Source organism: Streptosporangium subroseum (assembly GCF_900188345.1).
Classification (GTDB): Bacteria; Actinomycetota; Actinomycetes; order Streptosporangiales; family Streptosporangiaceae; genus Streptosporangium; species Streptosporangium subroseum.
Genome location: NZ_FZOD01000007.1, coordinates 192,874 through 208,116, shown reverse-complemented (window position 1 = coordinate 208,116; position 15,243 = coordinate 192,874). Strand labels below are relative to the sequence as shown.

Annotated in this window: 12 protein-coding genes; 4 read left to right on the top strand and 8 right to left on the bottom strand. The window is 69.3% G+C overall.

The features are described from left to right. Nucleotides 1-105: 105 nt before the first annotated feature. Nucleotides 106-3,243 (top strand): AfsR/SARP family transcriptional regulator, encoded by a 3,138-nt coding sequence (locus CHC08_RS10125; protein ID WP_089207015.1) that lies wholly within the window; start codon nt 106-108, stop codon nt 3,241-3,243. Nucleotides 3,244-3,526: 283 nt separating this feature from the next. Here the strand turns inward: CHC08_RS10125 and CHC08_RS10120 are convergent, their stop codons facing one another. Further along, the gene (locus tag CHC08_RS10120) at nt 3,527-5,167 is read right to left on the bottom strand and encodes a DUF885 domain-containing protein (RefSeq protein WP_089206939.1); all 1,641 of its coding nucleotides are present in this window, start codon (nt 5,165-5,167) and stop codon (nt 3,527-3,529) included. Nucleotides 5,168-5,537: 370 nt separating this feature from the next. On the opposite strand from CHC08_RS10120, the gene CHC08_RS10115 reads away from it, so the two are divergent. After that, nucleotides 5,538-6,404, top strand: coding sequence for a hypothetical protein (locus CHC08_RS10115; protein ID WP_089207014.1), 867 nt, complete (start codon nt 5,538-5,540; stop codon nt 6,402-6,404). A gap of 141 nt (nt 6,405-6,545) precedes the next feature. On the opposite strand, the gene CHC08_RS10110 is transcribed toward CHC08_RS10115, so the two are convergent. Next, a complete protein-coding gene (locus CHC08_RS10110) occupies nt 6,546-7,073 on the bottom strand; it encodes a hypothetical protein (protein WP_143653157.1) in 528 nt (175 codons plus the stop codon). Nucleotides 7,074-7,130: 57 nt separating this feature from the next. Between CHC08_RS10110 and CHC08_RS10105 the strand changes: the two genes are divergently transcribed. Further along, the gene (locus tag CHC08_RS10105; RefSeq protein WP_476718282.1) at nt 7,131-7,523 is read left to right on the top strand and encodes a cupin domain-containing protein; all 393 of its coding nucleotides are present in this window, start codon (nt 7,131-7,133) and stop codon (nt 7,521-7,523) included. Between the two features lie 69 nt (nt 7,524-7,592). Here CHC08_RS10105 and CHC08_RS10100 read toward each other — a convergent pair whose 3' ends face one another. The 6 genes from CHC08_RS10100 to CHC08_RS10075 form a co-directional block, all read right to left on the bottom strand. After that, complete coding sequence (locus tag CHC08_RS10100) at nt 7,593-7,823, bottom strand: ribbon-helix-helix domain-containing protein (protein WP_089206936.1); 231 nt, start codon at nt 7,821-7,823, stop codon at nt 7,593-7,595. Nucleotides 7,824-7,961: 138 nt separating this feature from the next. After that, nucleotides 7,962-9,185: an RNA polymerase sigma factor gene (locus tag CHC08_RS10095; protein WP_089206935.1), complete on the bottom strand. Its 1,224-nt coding sequence runs from the start codon at nt 9,183-9,185 to the stop codon at nt 7,962-7,964. Nucleotides 9,186-9,192: 7 nt separating this feature from the next. Further along, a complete protein-coding gene (locus tag CHC08_RS10090; protein WP_089206934.1) occupies nt 9,193-9,546 on the bottom strand; it encodes a YciI family protein in 354 nt (117 codons plus the stop codon). 18 nt (nt 9,547-9,564) lie between these two features. After that, nucleotides 9,565-10,146 carry a dihydrofolate reductase family protein gene (locus CHC08_RS10085; protein WP_089206933.1) on the bottom strand — a complete coding sequence of 194 codons (582 nt, stop codon included), beginning with the start codon at nt 10,144-10,146 and terminating at the stop codon, nt 9,565-9,567. Between the two features lie 132 nt (nt 10,147-10,278). Beyond that, nucleotides 10,279-10,518, bottom strand: a complete 240-nt coding sequence (locus CHC08_RS10080; RefSeq protein WP_089206932.1) for an SRPBCC family protein — start codon at nt 10,516-10,518, stop codon at nt 10,279-10,281. A 7-nt stretch (nt 10,519-10,525) separates the two neighbouring features. Beyond that, nucleotides 10,526-10,918, bottom strand: a complete 393-nt coding sequence (locus CHC08_RS10075) for a hypothetical protein (protein WP_089206931.1) — start codon at nt 10,916-10,918, stop codon at nt 10,526-10,528. 654 nt (nt 10,919-11,572) lie between these two features. Between CHC08_RS10075 and CHC08_RS10070 the strand changes: the two genes are divergently transcribed. Next, nucleotides 11,573-15,178 carry a laminin G domain-containing protein gene (locus CHC08_RS10070; RefSeq protein WP_089206930.1) on the top strand — a complete coding sequence of 1,202 codons (3,606 nt, stop codon included), beginning with the start codon at nt 11,573-11,575 and terminating at the stop codon, nt 15,176-15,178. Nucleotides 15,179-15,243 lie beyond the last annotated feature (65 nt).

Below are 15,243 nucleotides of genomic sequence, written 5' to 3'. Positions count from 1 at the left end.
AATTTTGGCCTAACTTTATTTAAAAGTCAGACGCCTGATTCCTCTCTTACACCAAAACGTGCGGTGGATTTCTCGACAGGCCGCGATTTCTGTAGGGAGATGCGGGTGGAGTATCGGATTCTCGGTCCTCTGGAAGTAGCCGTCGGTGCCCAGCGGCTGGATCTGGGAGCGCCCCGGCAGCAAGTCGTTCTTTCCTGTCTCCTCCTGGAGGCCAATCGCCTGGTCACCATCGGGCGCCTGACAGAGGCGATTTACGGTGAGGATTCCCCCACCACCTCCCGCGCGCAGGTGCAGATCTGCATCTCCTCGCTGCGACGGCTGTTCGCCGCCCACGGCGATCCCGACGCCATCGCGACCCATTCCCAGGGATACACGCTGCGGGTCGCCGACGGGCAGCTCGACTCCCAGAGCTTCGAGAGCCTGCTGGGCCAGGCCCGCCAGGCCCGTGAGGGCCGCCGCATCGAGGAGGCCGTCGAGCACTACCGGAACGGGCTCTCGCTCTGGCGGGGCCCCGCCCTCGACGGCCAGGAGAGCCGGCTCGTGCAGACGGCGGTGGGCAGGCTGAACGAGCGCCGCATCACCGCGAACGAGGACTGCGTCGAGCTGGAGCTCGAACTCGGCAGGCATCACGAGCTGGTGGGGGAGCTCAGCGAGCTCGTCGAGGAGCACCCGCTCCGGGAACGGCTGCGCGGCCAGCTGATGCTCGCCCTCTACCGCTCGGGGCGTCAGGCGGAGGCGCTGACGGTGTATCGCCGCGCCCGTCAGACGATGATCGAGGAGTTGGGCATCGAGCCCAACGAGAGCCTGCAGCAGCTGGAATACGCGATCCTCACCTCCGACGAGAGTCTCGACTCGCCGCTGGGGCGGCAACCGCAGCGCCGCGAGGAGACGAAGGAGCCCCCGGCGGCCCCCCACCGGATCGTCCCTCGCCTGCTCCCCACCGACATCGCGGACTTCACCGGCCGGATCAAGCTGGTCGAGGCCATCCGGGGGCAGCTCACGTTCGCCGCGGAGGACCGGCAGCGGCTCGCCGTACCGGTCATCGCCATCGTCGGCAAACCGGGAATCGGCAAGTCCACCATCGCCGTACACGTCTCGCACAGCGTCGCCGGTCGCTACGAGGACGGCCAGCTCTTCGCCGACCTGCACGGGGGAGAGTCCCGCCCGCTCGGCTCGGGGCAGGTGCTCGAACGGTTCCTCCGGGCGCTGGGCGTGCCGGGCACCGCGATTCCCGAGGGGGTGGAGGAACGGGCGGAGATGTACCGCGGGCTGCTCGCCGGGCGCAAGATGCTGATCGTCCTGGACGACGCCAGAAGCGAGAGCCAGGTGCTGCCCCTGCTGCCGGGCAATCCCGAGGCCGCCGTACTGATCACCAGTCGGAGCCGGCTCGCCGGCCTGCCCGGTGCGATCCACCTCGACGTGAACGTCTTCGACTCCAGGCAGTCGGTGGATCTGCTCGCCCGCATCGCGGGCGTCGAACGGGTGCAGGCCGAGCAGGAGTCCGCGGTCGCGCTGGCGGAGCTCTGCGGTCACCTTCCCCTGGCGCTGCGCATCGCGGGGGCCAGGCTCGCGGCCCGGCAGCACTGGTCGATCGATCAGCTGGTGGGACGGCTGGAGGACGAGACCCGCAGGCTCGACGAGCTCAAACACGGGGACCTGGGGATCCGGGCAAGCATCTCCCTGACCTACGAAAGCGTCAGCGAGGACGCGCGGCGGCTGTTCAGGCGGCTGGCCATCCTGGAGTTCCGGCACTTCTCCGGCTGGGTCGCCGCCGGGCTGCTCGACATCGATCCCGCCGACGCGCAGGACCTGCTCGACGACCTGGCGGACACCCAGCTGATCGAGACGACGGACGGCGGGTACGGCGTGCACAGCCAGTACCGCTTCCACGACCTGATCCGCGTGTTCGCCCGCGAGCGGCTCGCCGCGGAGGAGGCGGTCGGAGACCGCAACGCCGCGCTGGAGAGGGTGCTCGGCGGGCTGCTCTTCCTGACCGGCGAGGCGCACCGCCGCGAGTACGGCGGCGACTACGTGCAGGTCCACAGCGAGGCCCCGCGCTGGCCGCTGCCCAAACGGCTGGTCGAGAAGCTGGTCATGGCTCCCCTTCCCTGGTACGAACGCGAGCGGCTGACGCTGGTCGCGGGCATTCGCCAGGCGGCGCAGGCGGGATTCGTGGAACTCTGCTGGGACCTGGCGCTCAGCGCCGTGACGCTGTTCGAGTCGAGGATCTACTTCGACGACTGGCGGGAGACCCACCAGATCGCCCTGGCCGCCGCCCGGCAGGCGGGAGACCGTCGCGGGCAGGCGGCGATGCTCTACTCGATCGGCTCCCTGTACATCGCCGAACAGCGGTTCGGTGACGCGCGCCGCGACTTCGAGGCGGCGGCGGAGCTGTTCCAGGAGGCGGGAGACGATCTGGGGGTGGCCCTCGTCATCCGCAACATCGCCTTCCTGGACCGGATGAGCGGCCGGCTCGACGAGGCCGTGGAACGGTACGAGCGCGCGCTGGCCATCTTCCGCGGGACCGGCGACCAGGTCGCCTCCGCCTACGTGCTCCACAGCATGGCCCAGATCAGGCTCGACTGCGAAGATCTCGACGAGGCCAAGCGGCTGCTGGGCGAGGCGCTGGAGCTCAGCAGGATCGGCGGCAGCCGGCGCGTCGAGGCGCAGGTCCTGCACCGGCTGGGCGAGACCTACCTCCGGTCGCAGGAGCCCTCGCTGGCGGTCGAGGCGTTCGACAGCACGCTCACGACCGTGCGCAACATCGGGGACCCGACAGGCGAGGTGTACGCCCTGCACGGCCTGGGCGTCGCGCAGCTGCGCCAGGGCGAGCTGGTCGAGGCAGGACTCACGCTTCACCGCGCGCTGGAACTCGCCGATACGGTGGGGGAGCGGGTGGCCGAGGCGAGGATCGTGCTCGGGCTCGGCGAGCTCGCCCTGGCCTCCGACCAGATCGAGCAGGCCATCGGCCGCTTCGACCAGGCCCTCGGCATGTTCCGCAAGATCGACGCGCCGCTCTACGAGGTCCGCGTCCTGGTGATGCTCAGCGAGGCGTACGGCCTCGTCGGTGAGAGCGAGGCCGCGCGGACCGTCTCGGAGGAGGCGCTCGAACTGGTCAGCACGATGCCACCCGCGATCGCCGCCCGGATACGCGCGCAGCTGGCCGGTCTCCTCGCCGAGGGACCCGAACAGGCGAGCGAGGCGGCGCTCCTTCTACTCCCCATCACCGAGGATGGTATGTGACCTCCCCGCAGCCTGAGGACCGGGGCGCCGGACCGAATCTCGGCAGCCGTACGCCGACGGGAAGTTCTCCCCGCGAAACGAGCCGAGAGCGTCCGAGGAGGAGTCCTTCTCGTGAAACGAGCCGGGGGCACCCCGGGGAAGCCCTTCTCACGAAACGAGTTGAGGTCGTCCGGGAGCAGTCCTTCTTGTGAAACGAGCCGGGAGTGTCCGGAGAGGAATCCTTCGGGGAAACGAGCCGAGGGCGTCCGGGTGTCCGGACGCCCTCGACCGACGGTGCCGGCGGTCAGGCGATCCGGCGCAAGGCCTCGGCCAGGCTGGACAGGCCGACCGGTCCGAGCTCCAGCGCGGCGGTGTGCCAGGCGCGCAGGTCGAAGCCGGCACCCAGGCGCCGCCTGGCCTCCTCGCGAGCCTCCAGCCAGGCCCGTTCGCCCAGCTTGTAGGCGATGGCCTGGGCCGGCCAGCCGAAGTAGCGCACGACCTCGGCCTCGACCCGGTGCGGCTCGCAACGGCCCTGGTCGCGCAGCACCTCGCAGGCCTTCTCGAAGGTCCACTTCGAGCCGTCGGGGAGCGGCAGGTCGAGATGGACACCCAGGTCGATGACCACCCGGGCGGCGCGCAGGGCCGACCAGTTGAGCATGCCCAGCCGGGTGCCGGGATCGGTGAACCAGCCCAGCTCGTCGGCCAGCCGCTCGGCGTACAGACCCCACCCCTCGCCGTGGCCGTCCACCCAGGAGACCTTGGCGAACCTGGACAGACCGTCCCCGGCCATGCGCATCGCACCGAACTGCAGATGATGACCGGGCACGGCCTCGTGGAAGATCGTGGTCAGCTCGCTCCAGGTGGCGAAGCGCGTCCGTCCCCCGACCGGCCACAGGGTGCGGCCCGGCCGGGACAGGTCCTCGCTGGGCGCGTTGTAGGAGGCCGCACCGGAGGTGGAGCTCACATCGACCTCTGCCAGGATGAGTTGCAGCGGCAGGGGAATGTCGAAGTGGGTGCCGTGCAGCTGCTTGATCGCCCAGTCGTGACGCTGCTGCAGCCAGGCCTGATACTCCTCGACGGAGTCGACGGACTGGGTGTCGTTGAGGATCTCGGTCGCCTCCTCGATGGTCGCGCCCGGCCTGATCCGCTCGACCTCGGCGGCCGTCTCGGCCCCGATGCGCTCCAGTTCGGCCCAGCCCCACTCGTACGCCTCGCGCAGATCGATGTCGGCGCCCAGGCTGATCCTGGCCGCGACCGCGTAGCGCTCGGGTCCCACGGCGTCGACCTCGGTCGCCCTGGGGGCGTACTCCTCGCGCAGGTAGCGCGCGGCGTCGGCGTAGGCGGCGTGGGCCGCCGCCGCTGACCTGACCAGCTCCTCCTTGACCGGGCCCTCGCCGTAGGTGGCGACGAAGGCGTCGTGCGCCGGAGGAGTGTCGCCCGCGCCGGCGAACTGGTCGGACTGGTCGGCCATGGCCAGGGCCTGCCTGCGAGCGCCCCGCAGGCCCACGGCCAGACCGGCCTCCAGGCTCTCCCGCCACCCGGCGAGCATCGTGGGGATCGCCGCCAGGCGGGCAGCGACGTCGCGCCACTCGTCGTCGTTGCCGTGGGGGAGGAGGACGACGCTGGAACGTACCCGGTAGGGCAGCCCGTAGGGCGCCGCCACCCAGCGGAGCGGCTCGCCCGTGTCATGCCAGGCGAGCTCGGCCTCCAGCCGCTCCCGCAGGTGGGTGGCGGCCCGGACGTCCGACTCCCCGGTGGGGACAATCGCGTCAAGACGGCTCAGGGTCGTACGGATCAGCTCGGCCCGGGCGGCGCTCCCGGCGGGACTGTGGTCGGAGGCGGCGACGAAATCGGACACGATGCCCTCGGCACCTGCCGCGATGGGGTCGAGCGCGGCCCAGCGGGTGACGTACTCATCGCAAAGCGCGAAGATCGGAGTGCTCATATCCGGACCGTAGGACGGCCCGATATCCGTGCCCTATCGCTCTTCTATCGGCCGAGCCCTGACGGCCGGGAACCCGACGTGCCGCGGCCCTCGTATCCGGTCCTCACCGGGGATTCCTCCGCTCAGGGAACGACGTCGCGGAATCAGGCGAGGGGGCGTGACGCGGGTCGACGCCCGAACCTGGGGTTCCTCCGTCCTAGGGAACGGCGTCGTGGGATCAGGCGAGGGGGCGTGACGCGGGTCGATGTCCGGACCCGGGGTTCCTCCGTCCTGGGGAACGGCATCGTGGGATCAGGCGGGGAGGCGTGACGCGGGTCGGTGTCCGATTCGTTCAAGACAACCGGGCCGCTTCCGGGCCACCATGGGCATCATGACCGACAGCATCCTCGACAACGCCCGGGCCTTCATTCTCCGGGAGGGACGCCTGCTCGAACGGCGCCTGTTCGCCACCCTTTTCCAGGCGGCGCCCGCCGGAGGTGTGATGGACTCCCTGCGCGCCTACCAGAATCCCGATGGCGGCTTCGGCCACGGACTCGAACCTGACAAGCGCTGCCCCGACAGCCTGCCCATCGACGTGGAGATCGCCTTTCAGACGCTGCTGGCGGCCGGTGGCCCGCTGGCCGAGCCGATGGTGTCGCGCGCGTGCGACTGGCTGGCGATGGTCGCCGCGCCCGACGGAGCGGTGCCCCTGGCCTTCCCGGTCATGGAGGCCTATCCGAGAGCCGTGCACTGGTCGGACTGGACCTACACGCCGGGGCTGAACCCCACGGCCGGACTGGCCGGACTTCTGCACCAGATGGGAGCGGACCACCCCTGGCTCACCCGGGCCACCGACTGGTGCTGGTCGGCGCTGGAGGACGGCTTCCCCGGCGACGCGCACGCCATGTCCGAGACGCTCGTGTTCCTGGAGCACGTCCCCGACCGTGATCGGGCCGAACGCCTCGCCCAGCGGGTGGGCGAGTGGCTCCCGAAGCTGAGTCACTACCGGGCCGATCCCGCGGACCCGTCCTACGGCGTCACCCCGCTGCATCTCGCCCCCACGCCCGGCAGCCGCTGGCGCCGGCTGTTCGCCGACGACGTGATCGAGGGCCATCTCGACCGGTTGGCGGGCGACCAGCAGCCGGACGGGGGATGGGCCATCACCTGGGAACCGCCGGGCGCGGCCTCCACCCTTGAGTACCGGGGAATCGAGACCCTGCGAGCCCTGCGGGTCCTCACCGCCTACCAGAGGATTTGACGGCCACCGAGCGGTCGGTTCTGATGCGGCCGGGAGGCCGTGCCGGCGATCGGCGAAGCCGACAGGGAGCGTGCCTTCTGGCAGGAGGCCTGTCATCGCTCACCGATCCGCCGGTAACGGCCCTCCGCCCTCCGCCGTTCGTCAACTCCGGGGGCGACGCCACCTGGCGAGCAGGAGGACGGCGGCCGCCACCGCGACGATGGCCGCCCCGTTTCCGAAGGCCCACATCACCGCCCGGTCGTGGACAACCCCGCTGGACACCGTGGGGTCCCGGAAGGTGGGATTCACCTGGGTGATCAGGAAAATCTTTATGATCACTGCGAACACGAGGCACCCGATACCGCCGGTCCAGGCGCGCCGTACGTGCACCGGCACGACGGCGCCGAACCGCAGCCGCAGGATGACCGCCAGAACGACGCTCAGCGGAGTCCAGGGCAGGTAGTAGTAGACGGGACTTCCCACGGCGAACGCACCGACGAGGGTGCCCGGCCGAGGATCGGCGATCAGTTGGAGGTTCCAGACGAGCGCCTCGTAGAGGTTGCCGAACAGCCACATGCACAGCAACGCCGTCAGGCATATCGACAACGCACTCGTACGGCGCAGGAGCTCCACGGTCACTGTGGCGTCGCGCTGGATCTTCGGCGGGGGCATGGCATCAGTCTTCACCACCTCACCTCACCTTCCCGGTCCGAGGTGGGGATCGTCGTGCTAGCGTCGCGGCTCGTGGTGGAGAACGTATACGTGGGTAGTGCGGACGTGGACGCGGCCGGTGACCGTGGTTGGCTCCTCGGGCATTTCAAGCCGGCCGATGACGTCCGGCACAGCGAGGACGTCGAGATCAAGTGGGGCGTGCATGAGCGCGGCGACGAGCGCGCGCAGTGGGTCACCGGTGAGAAACGTAAGGCGCTGCTCATGCTGATCAGCGGCCGTTTCCGGGTGGAGCTACCAGGACGTAGCGTGCTGCTGGCCGAGCGGGGTGACTACGTCGTGTGGGGCCACGGCGTCGACCACTCCTGGTACGCCGAAGAGGAATCCGTGGTGCTCACCGTCCGCTGGCCCTCCGTTCCGGGCTACGCGGTTCCTGCCCCCGAGGCGAACAGCCGACCAGAGGCCGACTGAGAACGTCGCCGACCACGTCGCCATCACCTCGCGCCCGCGGCTTCCTGATCTCTCCGTACGGTCGTGGGGTCACCACGCATTGGTATCACCCAGCGCCCTTTGTATGGCGCGGATCTCAGCGAGATCGTCGGGGTCGTTGGCCAGCCTCTCCGCATCGGCGCGGGCCTGTTCCATCCAACGAAGCCGTCCCGCGATGTGGATCGCCTCGCGGATGACATCGGCGGTGGATCTGCCGTCGGAGGTCAGGTTGGAGAGAATTCTCTCGGTATCTGAGTCGATCTCAACAGTCAGCACGCCCATATCCTCACTGTACGACGAGGTGTCCCGCAGCCCTTTGATTGAATTTCGTGATCGTGTGATTGCTCAACGTGATCGGATTTTGGTGATGATGGTCTCTTCGTGATTCGCGGCATCCCAGACCCGTGCGGTGCGGCTGTTCTAGCGTTTGCCGAGCGATCGAAGGACGCGTCTCAGGTGGTCTCGTTCGGCGGCGTTGGCGGTCCGTTCGAGGGCCGCCTCGTAGGCGGCCGCCGCCTCCTCGTCGCGGCCCAGGCGGTGCAGCAGCTCGCCGCGGACGGCGTGGAGCAGGTGATACGGGTCGAGGTCGAGGGAGTCGACGAGGGCGAGGGCGGCCTCGAGTCCGTCGACCTCGGCGACGGCGACGGCGCGGTGGAGGGCGACGATCGGGTTGGGGTCTTCGGCGAGCAGCAGGTCGTAGAGCCGTACGATCTGCGTCCAGTCGGTCGCCCCCGCGGTCGGGGCGTCACTGTGGACGGCGTTGATCGCCGCCTGGATCTGGTAGGGCCCGGGCCGATCGTGGCGCAGGCAACGCCGGACGATGGCCTGGCCCTCGTGAATGAGGTCCCGATCCCAACGACCCCGGTCCTGGTCGGCCAGGCGGACCAGGGCGCCGTCGCCGGTTGTGCGGGCGCCGCGCCGCGACTCGGTCAGCAGCATGAGCGCGAGCAGCCCCATCACCTCGGGTTCGTCGGGCATGAGCTCGGCGAGCAGCCGGCCGAGGCGGACGGCCTCGGCGCAGAGGTCCTCGCGGATCAGTCGCTCGCCGGAGCTGGCCGTGTATCCCTCGTTGAAGATGAGGTAGACCACGGCCAGCACGGCACGGAGGCGGTCCGGCAGCTCAGCCTCGCGGGGGACGCGGTAGGGGATGTTCGCGTCGCGGATCTTGCTCTTGGCGCGGACCAGCCGTTGCGCCATGGTCGGTTCGGGAACGAGGAACGCGCGTGCGATCTCCGCGGTGGTGAGCCCGCCGAGCAGCCGCAGCGTCAGGGCCACCTGAGCGGGGCGGCCCAGTGCCGGATGACAGCAGGTGAAGATCAGCCGCAGACGCTCGTCCCGCACGGGACCCTCCTCGATCGGCTCGTCGCGGGCATGGATGAGCGCGGCCTGGGCGTGCCGGTCATCGCGGGACGCTTCGCGGCGGAGATGGTCGATCGCGCGGTTGCGGGCGGTGGTGATGATCCATCCCGCCGGACTCGGAGGCAACCCGTTCGACGGCCAGCGGTGCGTGGCGGCGGTGAACGCCTCCTGAACCGCGTCCTCGGCGATGTCGATGCTGCCGAAGACGCGGGTCAGGACGGCCACCGCGCGGCCGTACTCGGCGCGGAACACGCGCTCGATCTCCGAGAGGGAAACGACGGTCACGTGCGGCTCAGTATTCGGCGACGTTCTGGAACGGGCGCACCTCGATCGGCAGTCCGGTGGCCCGGGTCGCCCTGGCCGCCCACTCGAGTGCGTCGTCCAGGTCGGGCGCGGTGATGATCCAGAATCCGCCGATGTGTTCCTTGCCCTCGAGGTAGGGGCCGTCGGTCATGACAACGTCGCCGCCTCGCTGCCGGACCACCGTGGCCGAGCTCGAAGCATGCAGCCCTCCGGTGAAGACCCACGATCCGGCGGCCTTGAGCTGCTCGTTCAACACGTGCAGGTCTTCTCCCACCGCCTTCAGCACCTCCGGTCCCGGAGGCGATCCGTCCGGCTGGTAGATGCTGAGTAGATATTGGGTCATTGTCCGTGTCCTCTCCACTTACCTGGGCCGATACGTCGCGATGATGACCCCGGTGGGGGTCGGCACACTGTCGACGAGCCGCAGACGTGCCGGTGGCGCGCCGTCCGGAAACAGCCGCCGGCCTGAGCCGAGGACCAGCGGATGGATGAGAAGCACATACTCGTCCACCAGTTCGCGGCGCGCCAGCGACCGCACCAGCTCGCCGCTGCCGATGACCGCGAGATCCGGCCCCGGCAGCTTCTTGAGCTCGGCCACGGCGTCCGCGGCATCACCGGCGAGCAGCGTCGAGTTCTTCCACGGAAGCGGCCCGGTGAGCGTCGTCGACGCGACGTATTTCTGGACGCCGTTCAGAAACTCGGTGAACGGGTTGTCCGTACGGTGCGGCCACACGTTGAAGAAATCTTCGTACGTCCGTCTCCCGAACAGCATCGCGCCGGTCTGAGCCATGCCCCGGCCCATCGCCTCGGCCTTGACCTCGTCGTCGTACGGCAGCGCCCAGCCGCCGTGCTCGAACCCGCCGCGGACGTCCTCGTCGGGGCGTCCCGGCGCCTGCGTCACCCCGTCCAGCGTCACATTGCCGGTCACGACTATCCTGCGCATGCCAGGTCCTCACGGAAAGTGGGGCCGGCACCGCGCCGGCCTCTCACTCCCTAGACGAACGGCCGGCGGGCACATCGACATCGGAGCACGGCCCGCCGACATGCTGCCCGTACCGATGCCGGGTGGAGCGGGTCAGCGGCCCGGGCCCGGGGTCAGCTTCTCGGCGTACGCCTCGTGCAACTCCTCCCACCCGTAGTCGCGCGCGTCCTCACCGCGGATCGGGTCGATGGCATGCCCGTCGAGCAGGTGCTCGGTGACAACGAGGCAGAGGTGCCGGCCGGCTGCCACCTTGGGCATCCACTCCCGGTCCTCGACCGTGTGCCGCAGGGTCAGCCGTGTCCCGTGATCGGTCGCGAGAAGCTCCCAGCGCATGACCCCGTTATGCCGCCACCTTCGGGCAGGCCGAGAGGATGAGGTCCGCGACCTGCTGGGGGTTGCGCACCACCTGGAGATCGGTGCTGTCGCGGACGGAGACCAGGTAACAGCCCGAGCGCCGGCCCACGATCACCGTGGCGACCGCCCATCCCGTGTCGCAGTAGGCGACCAGTTCGGGGGCGTGCCGCTCGCGTTTTCCCAGGGGGTACGGCCTGCCGTCGCCGAACAGCTTGAGGCCGACCGTGTGAACGGTGTAGGCGTGAATTCCCCGGGCCTTCAAAAGGCGTTGCACGTCGGCCAGCGTCCTGCCGTGTCTCTCCGCCGTCGCCTCGGTCACCTCGTGGTCGTCCTCACGCTCCGCGTCGAGGCACTCTTCTGTTGTGTGTCCGGTCGTCATACCCATAACGGTAAGAAACCGGCGAGAAATGGTTCAAGGAAGTTGCTGTCAGTTGCTTCGGCCGGTTGATATGCGGGGAACGGCCAATCGAGGGAAGAAGGAAAATACGGATGGTCTGGGTAAGGGTTTCATAGAGGCCGAAAGAATCGGCGGCAGACGTGGACGCGGCTGAAATCCTTGCACATTTCCTCCTTTGAATCGAGTGAGGAATGGAGCAATGCCATTACCGGTCGCAGGCCCGGTGGCGTCCGTCGGCGGCTCGGGCGGGTTCGTCGGCGCTCCGGCGTCGGAAGGCGTCTGGCCCGGCCCACGGGGCATTGCCGCCCTTCCCGGAGGGCGGTCGTCGCCACCCCTGACATGGCTCCTGTGGTGAGGCAGCCGATGTGCAATGGTGTCCACCTGACAGGCAACATATCGCGATATGGGATGTTTGAGGTGATATAACCGTTTGTTTACAGTTTATTTACAGGAGTGAGGGATCGGGCTATTCATTGACGTGAACTGGCGCCCGATGTCAGGATGTGGCGATCTTGAAGATGTCATTAATCCTGGAGATAAAATATGTTAATGTGTCCCGGCCTCCGGGGTTGGCGCACGCCCGCTGCCATGGTCGTGGTGGGTGTGTTGTTAGGGGCAGGGGCGCCCTCGGCAGCGATGGCGGCAGACAGAGGTCAGGCCGGGTCCGGCGGCGTTCGGCTCGGCGCGTGGCAGCAGGCGTCGAGCGACGCGGCCAAGACCGGGGAGCCGGTCGAGGTGACCGAGGCCCGGACCGAGTTCACCACCACATACGCCAATCCCGACGGCGACTCGTTCCACCTGGAGCAGTCGACCGTGCCCGTTCGGGTCAAGGGAGCGGGCGGCGCGTGGGTGACGCCCGACGCCACGCTTGAGCGGCGCGCCGACGGAAGCGTGGGACCGGTGGCCGCCGCCGTGGGGATCGCCTTCTCCGGAGGCGGCGACGGCGCTCAGCTGGTGACGATGACCCGTGACGGCCGGGCCCTCGCGCTGGGATGGCCGCAGAGACTGCCGGCCCCGGTGCTGGACGGACCGAACGCCACCTACCGCGACGTGCTGCCGGACGTCGACCTCAGGATGACCGCGACGACCGAGGGCTTCCGTCAGGTTCTGGTCGTCAAGACTCCGGAGGCCGCCGGCAACCCCGCGCTCAAGCGGATCGAGTACGCGGTCACGTCGTCCGGACTGAAGGTGGAGGAGACCGAGGACGGCGGCATGTCCGCGACCGACGGCAACGCCACCGAGGTCTTCTCCTCGCCGCCCGCCGCCATGTGGGACTCCACCGGTGACATCACCGCGGGCCAGGCCGGCGCGGAGAAGAAGCCCGCCCCGTCGCTCACCGGGCGCGCATCGGCCGCGGCCCCGAACGACGCCGCCACCGCGGGCGAGGGAGACGCCGCCGACGGACCGGCCCCGGGGGCCGGGCACGCCGAACTTCCCATCCAGGTCGACCAGGACAAGCTCACCCTCGTCCCTGACGTCAAGCTGCTCCAGCAGAAGGACGAAGCCGCCTACCCCGTCTATATCGACCCGACCGTCACCTGGGGCGAAACCGACAGGACGCTGCTCCGCTCGGACGGCTACAAGTCGTACAACTGGGGCAACGGCAGCAGCAACCAGGGCGAGGGCGTCGGCCACTGCGGCACCTGGAGCGGCTACTACTGCGGACCCGGCTACACCCAGCGGTTGTACTTCCAGTTCTCGCCCGCCAGCCTCAAGGGCAAGCAGGTGCTGGGTGCGACGTTCCGCGTCACCGAGCCGTGGGCGTTCCAGTGCTCTCCCCGGTGGGTCGACCTCGTCCGTACGAACAACGTCTCGTCGTCCACGACCTGGTCGGGCCGACCCAAGGAGCTCGACTGGATGGTCGACCGCAACGTGTCGGCGGGCCGTGGCTCGGCGTGCGACCCGGACCAGTCGACCGCGCCCATCGACTTCAGGGACAACCCCGAAGAGACCAACGAGAACCTGACCCCGACCGTGAAGGACTTCGCCGCGGGCAAGTTCGCCAAGCTCACGCTGGAGTTGCGGGCGCACGACGAGGGCGACACCTCCGCCTGGAAGCGGTTCAGGAACGACGCTGTGCTGGCCGTGGACTACGTGGGGCTTCCGGCGCTGCCGACCGGCATCGGCCTCGTGACCGGTTCCGGCGTGGTCTGCGAGACCAAGGAGTCGGCGCCGGCGGTCGTCTCCGACCCCACGCCCGCCCTGGCGTCCACCCCGCAGACCCTCTCGGGCGGCGAGTCCGGGGCGACGCTGCGGGCGGCGATGGACGTCGACAAGAAGCTCGCCGACGGGACCTGGCCGGACGCCTTCACCACCATGGAGCGGCCGACGACCGGGCACGTCGCCGACAACACGAAGGTGACCGCGTCCACGCCGACGCTCTCCGAAGGGGTGCTGTACCGCTACAGGTCATGGACGCGCTCGTACTACAGCAGCTATACCAAGCAGTTGCCCGGGCCCTCGAACGGCTCGACCACCGGCTACTGCTACTTCAAGGTCGACCCGACCGCGCCGAAGGCCCCCGTGGTCACGCTCGGCGCCCCGTACACCGCGTGCACCACCACCAGTTGCGCGCCGGCCGGCGGTCCGGGTCAGAGCGCGACCTTCACGTTCGCGCCGGCGTCCGGTGACTCCAACAACGTGTCGTACGAGTATCGCCCGTCCACCACCCCGACCTGGTCGGCGGCGGTCACGGGCTCCACGGTCAGACCCGTGATCACTCCGCAGGCCTCCGGCACGTACAGCCTGTTCGTACGCGCCAAGGACAACGTGGGCCGGTACGGCGCCACCACCGTCGTTGACTTCCTGGTCGCCGCGGGAGCGGGTCCCGTCGGCAGGTGGCACTTCAACGAGGACTCCGGCGTCGCCGTCGACTCGTCCGGCACCGCGGGCCACGGCGCCACGCTTTCCACCGGCGCCGTGCGAAACGACAGGGGACGCCGCGGCGAGCTCTGGTACGACGACGGCGGCCAGCCGCTGGACGCCCCGCGGACCGACAAGGGAATGAGCCTGAACGGCACGTCGGGATACGCGGCGACCTCGGGACCCGTGCTGGAGACGCGCTCCGCCTACACGGTCGCGGCCTGGGCACGGCCCGACAAGATGACCGCGGACGCCATCGTGATGTCGCAGGACGGCGCCGGAGGCTACAGCCCCTTCCTCATCTGGTACGACAAGGCCCGCGTGTCCTACTGCTTCGGCGTCAAGGAGAAGGACGAGGCGACGGGCAAGGCGTACTTCGGGGTCTGCGCGAAGAACAACGTGGCCCAGGTGAACGCCTGGACCCATCTGGCCGGCACCTACGACCCGGCCACGCAGCAACTGAAGTTCTACGTTAACGGCGTGCCGCAGGGCACCGCCACGGTCGCGGGTTCGTGGTCCGCGACGGGACCGCTGGAGATCGGCCGCTACAAGTGGGCCAACGTCTTCCAGTACTACTTCTCCGGCTCCATCGACGAGGTCGCCGCCTGGCAGCGCATCCTGACCCCGGACGAGGTCGCGTCGGAGGCGCGGTCGGAGTCCGCCGCATCGGGGCGCAACGACGTGGAACTGGTGGCGGACTGGGACCCCGCGGGCGCCACCGGGACGGCGCTGCCCGACTCGCTCTCCGGATACGGCCGTTCGCTGACGCTGGCCGGCGGCGCGTCACTGGACGGCGAGGCCCTGGTGCTGGACGGCACGGACGACGCGGCCACCACCGCGGGCTCGGTCGTCGACGACACCGGCTCCTTCACGGTGACCGTGAAGGCCGAGCTCGACCAGGACAGGGTTCTTGCGATGCCGATCGGATTCGTCGGCCAGGTCGCCGGGCAGCGCACCGCGGACGGCTCCTCGTGGGGGATCTGGTTCGAGCTGACCGGAAAGGAGACGCAGCTCGACGACGACGGCAACGAGATCACCGTCCCGGTCGGCTTCTGGCGCTTCGGCCGGGTCAACAAGGACGGCACGAAGAGCTGGGTGAGCTCCGACGCCTCGGCGAGCCTGCAGAGCCCGGTCCGGCTGACCGGCGTCTACGACGCCCTGGCACCTGGCGGGCCCGTCGTACGGCTCTACGTCGGCCACGAGCAGAACGACCTCGACCTGGCGTACGCCGCGATGGCCGGATCCGGTGATTTCGCGGTCGGCAAGGGCTTCAGCGCGACCGCCTGGGGCCACTTCCTGCCGGCGCGGATCACTGATCTGAGGCTCTGGGCGGGCGCCATGTCCGATTCCGACCAGATCGACGCAGTCGTCGGCGACTGACGACGTGCGGGGACCGGCACCCCCGGTCCCCGCACGTCTGGTTTCTCCCGGTTGATCAGCTGGTT

Coding starts and splice junctions, on each gene's coding strand:
- CHC08_RS10085 (WP_089206933.1), bottom strand. CDS start 10,146: ATGCGCAGGATAGTCGTGACCGGCAATGTGACGCTGGACGGGGTGACG.
- CHC08_RS10075 (WP_089206931.1), bottom strand. CDS start 10,918: ATGACGACCGGACACACAACAGAAGAGTGCCTCGACGCGGAGCGTGAG.
- CHC08_RS10100 (WP_089206936.1), bottom strand. CDS start 7,823: ATGGGCGTGCTGACTGTTGAGATCGACTCAGATACCGAGAGAATTCTC.
- CHC08_RS10120 (WP_089206939.1), bottom strand. CDS start 5,167: ATGAGCACTCCGATCTTCGCGCTTTGCGATGAGTACGTCACCCGCTGG.
- CHC08_RS10115 (WP_089207014.1), top strand. CDS start 5,538: ATGACCGACAGCATCCTCGACAACGCCCGGGCCTTCATTCTCCGGGAG.
- CHC08_RS10070 (WP_089206930.1), top strand. CDS start 11,573: ATGGCGGCAGACAGAGGTCAGGCCGGGTCCGGCGGCGTTCGGCTCGGC.
- CHC08_RS10080 (WP_089206932.1), bottom strand. CDS start 10,518: ATGCGCTGGGAGCTTCTCGCGACCGATCACGGGACACGGCTGACCCTG.
- CHC08_RS10090 (WP_089206934.1), bottom strand. CDS start 9,546: ATGACCCAATATCTACTCAGCATCTACCAGCCGGACGGATCGCCTCCG.